This is a genomic window from Marilutibacter maris, assembly GCF_006546735.2.
In the GTDB taxonomy this organism is placed as follows: domain Bacteria; phylum Pseudomonadota; class Gammaproteobacteria; order Xanthomonadales; family Xanthomonadaceae; genus Marilutibacter; species Marilutibacter maris.
Genome location: NZ_VICD02000140.1, coordinates 1 through 7,817, shown reverse-complemented (window position 1 = coordinate 7,817; position 7,817 = coordinate 1). Strand labels below are relative to the sequence as shown.

The window sequence follows — 7,817 nt, the reverse complement described above, 5'->3', positions numbered from 1 at the left end:
CGCGGCGATCTCGACAACATCGTGTCGAAGGCCTTGCGCAAGGCGCCGGAACGCCGCTACCAGTCGGCGCTGGCGCTGGCCGAGGACATCGGACGCTGGCACCGCCGGCGGCCGGTACAGGCGCGACCGGAGGGCTTCGGCTATCGCGGCTGGAAGTTCGTGCGTCGGCACCCGTTCGGAATCGCCGCCTCGACCGCGATGCTCGCCCTGCTGGTCGCCTACGCGGTGACGGTCACCCGCCAGGCCAACGCGATCGCCCACGAGCGCGACCGCGCCCAGGCCGAGGCGATCAAGGCGCAACAGGTGCAGGCGCTGGTGCTGCAGTTGTTCGAGGGCGCCGACCCGACCCTTTCCGGCGGCAACCAACTGACCGCGCGCGAACTGCTGGACCGCGGCTGGCAAGGCATCGAACGCGAACTGGGCGCACAGCCCGAGGTCCGCGCCGAGCTTCTGGACACGGTGGGCGAAGCCTATCGCCAGCTCGGCGAGTACGATCGCGCCCGGCCGCTGCTCGATAGCGCCATCGAAACCACCGCGGCGCTCGCGACGAGCCGTCCGCTGCTGCATGCGCGCGCCCAGCGCAGCCGCGGCCGTCTGTGCATCGACGAGGGCGACTACGACTGCGCCGACGCGCTGCTCCTGCAGGCCCTGGCGACCTATCGTGCGGGTGTCGCCGGACCCGACACCGATGTTGCCCGCACCCTGGAGGAGCTCGGCCGATCCCGCTTCCACGCCAGCGACCTGGCCGCCGCCGAACGCTACCACCGCGACGCGCTGGCGATGTGGCGGCAACTGCATGGCGAGGAGCACGCCGACGTCGCCACCAGCCTCGACAACCTCGGCACGGTGCTGCGTCACCAGGGCGACTACGCCGCCGCCGAACCGCTGTTGAGCGAGGCACTGGCCCTGCGTCGCCGGCTGTTGCCGAAGACCCATCCCTACCTCGCCCGCAGCCTGTCCAACCTCGCGGCCACCCGCGTCAACCTGGGCGAATACGACTCCGCCGAGGCCCTGTACCGCGAGGCGCTGGCGCTGATGCGACAGTCGCGCGGGGCACGTCATCCGCTGGTGGCGTTGGTGATGAACAACATGGCGAGGCTGCTGCAGGCGAAACGCGACTTCGAAGGCGCGGAGGCGATGTTGCGGCAGGCGCTGGAGATCCGTCGCGAGACCATGGGCGAGCGCCACCCGGAGGTCGCGATGAACCTCAACGACCTCGGCCTGGCGCTGGCCGAAAGCGGCGACCCGGCGGCCGCCGAGCAGTACTACCGGCAGGCGCTGGACGCCTATCCCGCCGACCACCCGTGGCGCTCGGCGACCGTGTTCAACCTCGGCATGCTGGCCGAGAAGCGCGGCGACCTGGCCGCGGCCGAACGCCACTACCGCGACGCGCTGGAGCGTCAGCGCATCGACTACGGCGAAGACCACGAACGGGTCGGCATCGACCTCAACCGGATCGGCATCGTGCTGCACCGGCAAGGCCGGATGGATGAGGCCGAACGCAGCATCCGCCAGGCACTGACGATCTTCCGCAAACGCCTGCCGGCCGACCATCCGCGGCTGGCCCTGGTGCTGGTGCCGCTGGGCGAACTGTTGACCGACCGCGGCCGCAACGACGAGGCGGTCGTGCTGCTGGAGGAAGCACTGAAACTGCGCCGCGATGCCTTCGGCGACGACGATGCCCGCACCGTCGCCGCCGCGCAGGCACTGCGGCAGGCCCGCGAGCGCCGCGACCAATAGCGCGACCGAGGCGCCCGCCCGGCGTCACCCGCTCAGCGGCACGTTCCGTCGACGGTCACGCGCACCCGGCGCAGGTTGTTGTTCTCGTCGCTCTCGACCACCGCCGAGGGATCGTCGGCGTGCACGTACAGCATCCAGGTGCCGGGCGCGAGCAACAGGTGGCCGCTGGATACCGCATCGGCCGCCGGCGCCAGCGCCGGGCGCGCATCGCCGGCCAGCACCGGCCCCGCCGGGAGGTCGCGGTGGATGCGATTGCCCGAGGCCGCCGCGCCGACCGCGCCCTGATTGCGGGTCGCGTACTTGTAGCGGAATCCGCAGCGACCGCGGCGGGTGAAGGCCGCCTCGGTGGCCGCCACGGTCGCGGAGGTCCCCCAGGGAATCATGGTGTTGCCGAACTGGAAGCCGCCGACCAGGGCGAGATCCGGCTGACCGCCGGGCAGCGACAACACCTGCCGGCCCTGCCCCGGACCACCCGGATCCTCATCGGTCGGGGGATCGGGAAGCGGCGCCAGCTCGTCCTGCACCGGTTCCAGTCCGGGCCGCGGGGTAGGCCGCGGATCGGGTTCGCTCTGCTGCGGGGTCTGCCGCCCCTGTCCGGGACCGCCGGGGTCCTCGTCATGCTGCGGCTTCGGCGGCTGCGCAATCACGTCCTGGGCGGGACCGAGCGGACTGGGGTCGGCGCGTGTCGCCGATGTCTGCGGCGCATCGGCAGGCGCACGCGGCGGCGACACCCGCTGCTGCGCGCCGACCGCACCGGCCAGGCAGAGCGCGGCAAGCAGGGCGGCCGCGAGCCGGGCCGGTGCAAGCGGGGTCGTCCTCGGGGAGGCGGGGGTTCTGGCAATGATGGACATGCGGGGTTCCTCGTCTGCTGGAACGCGGCCGTGATCGCCGCGGGTTATCGCCACTACTCGGCAGATCCGTCCGGATCCCGCCACTGCCGATGCTGCATCCGTTCAGGTTGAAGCGGTGTCACGGCGCACCGGCGCCCGTGCCGCGCGGCGCTGCGGGCCCGGTGGCGGGATTGCGCCCCCGCCCGCGACTACCCAGCTGCGAGCGGCGCCCCATCCACCCCGCTCCGCACCCGTCCACACCGGAGCATGACTGTGAGCAGCATGACCATGAATACCCGCACCCTCCCACGCCACGGCCTGTGGCTCGGCGCGCTCGCCCTGCTGTGCGCCGGCCAGGCGGGCGCACAGCAACCGCGACCGGCACGGGCCGCGCTCGCGATCGTCCCGCTACAGACATCCAAGGGCGTCTACCGCATCCCCTACACCGACGGCACCCGAATCCGGGTTGGTCGCGACCACAACACCCACACGCCCAAGGGCCGCTACGACATCGGCGGCCAGGGCGGCGACAGCTACCGGATCGCCGCGGCCGCCGACGGTCGCATCCGCTTCATCGAGGACCGCTTCAGCCAGCGCCTGGATTGTGACGGTCTGGCCGCCAGCGAGAAGAAGAACAACTATGTCTGGATCGAGCACGCCAACGGCGAATGGACCAAATACAGCCACATGACCCGCGGCTCGACCACCGGCAAGGCCGGGCTGAAGGTCGGCGACTTCGTCCGTGCCGGCACCTATCTTGGCGACGAGGGCGACGTCGGCTGCGCCGGTGGCGATCATCTGCACTTCGAGGTCGCGGTGCCGCGCGCGACCGACCCGATCACCACCGTCGGCGGTTTCCTCAGGGACAACGACGGCAGCAAGCGCAATCGCATCGCCCGCATCTGCGGGATCGACAACGGCGTGTTCGCCGCCGGCCGGACCCACACCGCGCGCAGGGTGCCCGGCGCGATCGCCCCCGGCGCCAGGGAAGTCGCCCGCCACGGCGTGCCGGCGCGCGACTATCAGTGCCTGTTCGACCAGGCCGTCGCCGCCGGCTACATGCTCGACTGGATCGACGGCTTCGACATCAACGGCCGCGTCTACTACAACGCGATCTTCCGGCCCAGGAGCGGCGACTGGGCCGCCTTCCACGGCCTCAGCGGCAGCCAGTACCAGCAGCGCTTCAACCAGTACACCGGCCAGGGTTACCGCCCGCACCAGGTCGAGAGCTACACCGGTTCCTCGGGAACCCGCTACGCGGTGATCTTCCGCAAGCAGCCCGGTCCGGCCTACTCGGCCTATCACGGCCTGGATGCCGGCGCCCATCAGAACAAGATGGATTCGCTCAGCCAGGCCGGCTTCCGTCCGCGCAACGTCTCGGTGGTCTCCGTCGCCGGTCAGCGCCGCTACACCGCCCTGTACGAGAAGGCCGACATCGGCGCCTGGCAGGCCAGGTCGCAACTCAACGCGACCCAGTACCAGCAGGCGTTCGACGCCAACGCCCAGGCCGGACGCCGGCTGGTCTACGTCAACGCCTACGTCCACGGCGGCCAGCCGTACTTCTCGGCGATCTGGAGTTCCAAGGCCAGTGGCCCCTACAAGGCCCGTCACGGTCTCACCGGCAGCCAGTACCAGAACGAGTGGGAGAGCACGACCCAGGCCGGCTATCTGACCCGCGACGTGACCGGCTACGCCGCCGGCAACTCGGCGCGCTACGCCGCGATCTGGCGCAAGTAGCGACGCTCCCCGCCACCCGGGCGATCCGGTCCGGAATCGATGGCCGGATCAGGGTGGCGGGATCGGTCGCGATATCGCGACTACCCCGATGCAGCCGGCGATTCACATCGTCGGCAGCGCATCCATCCACACATCGGAGAACTTCCATGCGTTTCCCCCGTACTTCCCTCGCCGCCGTGCTCAGCGCCGGACTCCTGCTGCTGTCGGGCAACGCCGACGCCTCCTACAAGGCCTGGTACATCGACGACATCGACGGCTTCCACCAGTACGGCGATCTGGTCGCCGGCAGCACCAAGCTGACCATCCCCAACAGCGCCTGCGGCCGCCGCTGGACGCTGCCGTCCTACTTCCGCTGGGTCGGCCAGTACGGCGCCACCCTCGACTCGGCCGACCTGTACTCGACCGTCGAGATCTGGGTGCCCAAGGCCGGATGCCCGAACGGCAACGCCGTGGTGTTCCAGAAGCAGACCGGCGAGGTCTACCCGCCCGAATCGGGCACGCACTACCTGGAGCTGTATTCCAACTACGGCAGCCGTTGGATCGACGCCGACGGCAAGCACCTGTCCTGCCTGCCCGGCTGCGTCGGACTGGGCGGCTGGACGTACAGGGTCAAGGAAAGCTCGTGGGGTGTCGTCGAGCTGCTGCTGAAGGACCTCAAGCAGACCCTGCCCGGCGGCGACACCCGCCGCGCCTATGCCCTGCTCGGCGAGCTCCAGCAGCGTCTGCCCGAGCTGATCAAGCAGACCGACGCGCGCGTGCAGGAACGCCGCCGTACCGGCCTGGGCGACTTCGAACGCTACGTCAGCGATGCCGAGGACGCCGCTGGCCGCAGCCTGCAGGTCAGCGCCAAGCGCCTGCTGGACTGCCGCGGCGACCTGGCGACCGGCTCGCCGGACGGCGCCTACGCCGGCTGCAGCCAGGCGCTGGACGCGCTGGAGGACGCCAGCGAGCTGCTCGAACTCGCCGAGTCGGAGTGGGCCGACGCCTGATTCCGACGCTCACCTTCCGGCGTCTGTCCCGCCACCTCACCGATCCGCTGGTCCAGGTGGCGGGACCCATGCAGGAAGTCCGACTCGTCGCATGGGCAAGACCGAGGCGACCCGCCGAAGCACCCGTCGTTCAATGAACAAGGAGAGGATCATGAAATCGAGTTTCCCATCGGCGGCGCCCGGGCCGCAGGCCGCGCCGCCCATCGGTGCCGCCAGACGCGCACGCATCGCAACCGTCGCGCTGGCCCTGGCCGGCATGGCCCTGGTTGCCAGCGGCAGCGCCTCCGCCGCCGCCTGGGCCGCACGCCACGGCCTGACCGGCGCACAGTACCAACAGGCGTTCCAGAGCCACGCCCGCCAGGGCTACCGACTGGTCTCGGTCTCCGGCTACGAACAGGGCGGCAGCGCCCGCTATGCTGCGGTCTGGCGCAAACAGGCCGGTCCGGCCTGGGCCGCGCGCCATGGCCTGGATCCGCAGCAGTACCAGGCCGCGTTCAACCAGATGCTCGGCCAGGGCTACCGGCTGACCTACGTCAACGGCTACTCGGTCGGCGGCAGGCCCTACTACGCCGCGATCTGGGACAAGAGCAGCGGGCCGGCCTGGAAGGCGCGCCACGGAATGACCGCCGACCAGTACCAGGCCGCGGTCAACGCGGCGGTAAGCGAGGGCTATGCGCTCAGCCATGTCAGCGCGTTCGACGTCGGCGGTTCGCCGCGCTTCGCCGCTATCTTCGAAAAGGGCGGGCCGGCCTGGGTCGCGCGCCACGGTCTGACCGCGGCCGGCTACCAGCAGGCCTTCGACCAGTTCGCCCGCCAGGGTTACCGGCTCAAGGTCGTCAGCGGCTACCGCCAGGGCAACGGCGACCGCTATGCCGCGATCTGGGTCAGGCGCAGCGGCCCGCAGTGGTCCGCACGGCACGGCATTCCCGCCGCGCACTACCAGCACGTGTTCGACAACCACAGCTACCAGAGCTGGGAACCGCAGTACGTGGAGGCATTCAACTCCAGCCGCGGCGTGCGCTTCAATGGTTTGTGGACCAACAGCGTGTTCAAGTCGCAGGACCTGAAGCTGATCAACGACAAGGTGCGGGCCTACATGCAGGCCAACGGCATCCCCGGCATGTCGATCGCGGTCAGCAAGGACGGTCGCCTGGTGTACGCGGCCGGGTTCGGCCAGGCCGAGACCGAGACCGGAATGCCGGTCGGCCCGAAGCACCGCTTCCGCGTCGCCAGCGTATCCAAGCTGATGACCTCCGCCGCGGTCCGGCATCTGGCCAACGACACGTCGCTGCAACTGGGTTCGCGGGTCTTCGGCGCCAACAGCGTGCTCGGCGCCCAGTATCCGACCCCGACGGAGAATCCGGACATCGAGGACATCACCGTCGATCACCTGCTGCGTCACCGTGGCGGCTTCCTGCGGATCGACAAGGACGGCAATGGCAGCGATCCGATGTTCGACTACACCGGCACCACCCACTCGGGACTGATCGCGTGGGTGCTGAAGAACTATCCGCTCGGCTATGCACCCGGCGCCGGCTCCGGACTCGACAGCAAGGCCAGGTACTCCAACTTCGGCTATTGCCTGCTCGGGCGGGTGATCGAAGCGCGTTCGGGCAAGAGCTACGAAGCCTACGTGCGCGACCGGATCCTGAAACCGGCCGGCGCCAACGGCATGGTGATCGGCGGCGACAAGCTGGCCGACCGCAAGTCCAACGAAGTCAGGTACTACGGTGGCGGCGCCTACTCCAGCGTCAAACCGCAGCGTTTCGACTCGCACGGCGGCTGGATCGCGACCCCGATCGATCTGCTGCGCTTCGCGCGCCACGAGACCGTACTGGGAACCTCATACGCGCACTACGGTTCGATGTCCGGCACCAACGCCGTGCTGCGTCGCCGCAGCGACGGCCTCAGCTTCGCCGTGGCCGCGAACTCCAGCAGCGGCGACGTCGAGGACATCAACGCGATGATGGAGGACATCGTGACCGGTGTTTCGGCCTGGCCGAGCGGCGACCTGTTCTGAGCACCACCGCGCCCGGACCCCGCGTCCGGGCGCTGCCGTTTGCTTGCCCGCTATCGCGGCTCACGCCGCTCCTACATCAGAGGCCCACCGCTTCCGTAGGAGCTGCGTAAGCTGCGACCGGGTTTCCCATGAAAGCCTCATCGCGGCTGACGCCGCTCCTACGGGTTGGAGACGGGGCCCAGCCCCCTGAGCCAGGGGGCGATTCGCGCGTAGCGCGAATGGGGGTGTGGAAGCGCAACGGCGGGGCCCAAGGTTTGCGAAGCAAATCTTGGGAGATATCCGGGCGCAGCCGGATATCGTTCCCCCCTGAGTCAGGGGGCGATTCGCGCGTAGCGCGAATGGGGGTGTGGATGCGCAACGGTGGGACCCAAGGTTTGCGAAGCAAATCTTGGGAGATATCCGGGCGCAGCCGGATATCGTTCCCCCCTGAGTCAGGGGGCGATTCGCATCGCAGATGCGAATGGGGGTGTGGCAGCGCAACGGTGGGGCCCAAGGTTTGCG

General features: G+C 69.7%; 5 protein-coding genes. 4 read left to right on the top strand and 1 reads right to left on the bottom strand.

The genetic code is table 11. From position 1 onward, the window contains the following. Positions 1 to 1,740: tetratricopeptide repeat protein (locus FKV24_RS08980; RefSeq protein WP_141482141.1), on the top strand; the 1,740-nt coding region annotated here is incomplete at its 5' end. A gap of 32 nt (positions 1,741 to 1,772) precedes the next feature. On the opposite strand, the gene FKV24_RS08975 is transcribed toward FKV24_RS08980, so the two are convergent. Beyond that, positions 1,773 to 2,591 (bottom strand): hypothetical protein, encoded by an 819-nt coding sequence (locus FKV24_RS08975; RefSeq protein ID WP_111266483.1) that lies wholly within the window; start codon positions 2,589 to 2,591, stop codon positions 1,773 to 1,775. A gap of 267 nt (positions 2,592 to 2,858) precedes the next feature. Here FKV24_RS08975 and FKV24_RS08970 point away from each other — a divergent pair, with 267 nt between their 5' ends. The 3 genes from FKV24_RS08970 to FKV24_RS08960 all read left to right on the top strand — a co-directional run bounded on the left by FKV24_RS08970 (position 2,859) and on the right by FKV24_RS08960 (position 7,316). Then, the gene (locus FKV24_RS08970; protein ID WP_170288263.1) at positions 2,859 to 4,307 is read left to right on the top strand and encodes a peptidoglycan DD-metalloendopeptidase family protein; all 1,449 of its coding nucleotides are present in this window, start codon (positions 2,859 to 2,861) and stop codon (positions 4,305 to 4,307) included. A 146-nt stretch (positions 4,308 to 4,453) separates the two neighbouring features. Further along, a complete protein-coding gene (locus tag FKV24_RS08965; RefSeq protein WP_111266485.1) occupies positions 4,454 to 5,296 on the top strand; it encodes a hypothetical protein in 843 nt (280 codons plus the stop codon). 151 nt (positions 5,297 to 5,447) lie between these two features. Further along, positions 5,448 to 7,316 carry a serine hydrolase gene (locus FKV24_RS08960; protein WP_141482139.1) on the top strand — a complete coding sequence of 623 codons (1,869 nt, stop codon included), beginning with the start codon at positions 5,448 to 5,450 and terminating at the stop codon, positions 7,314 to 7,316. Positions 7,317 to 7,817 lie beyond the last annotated feature (501 nt).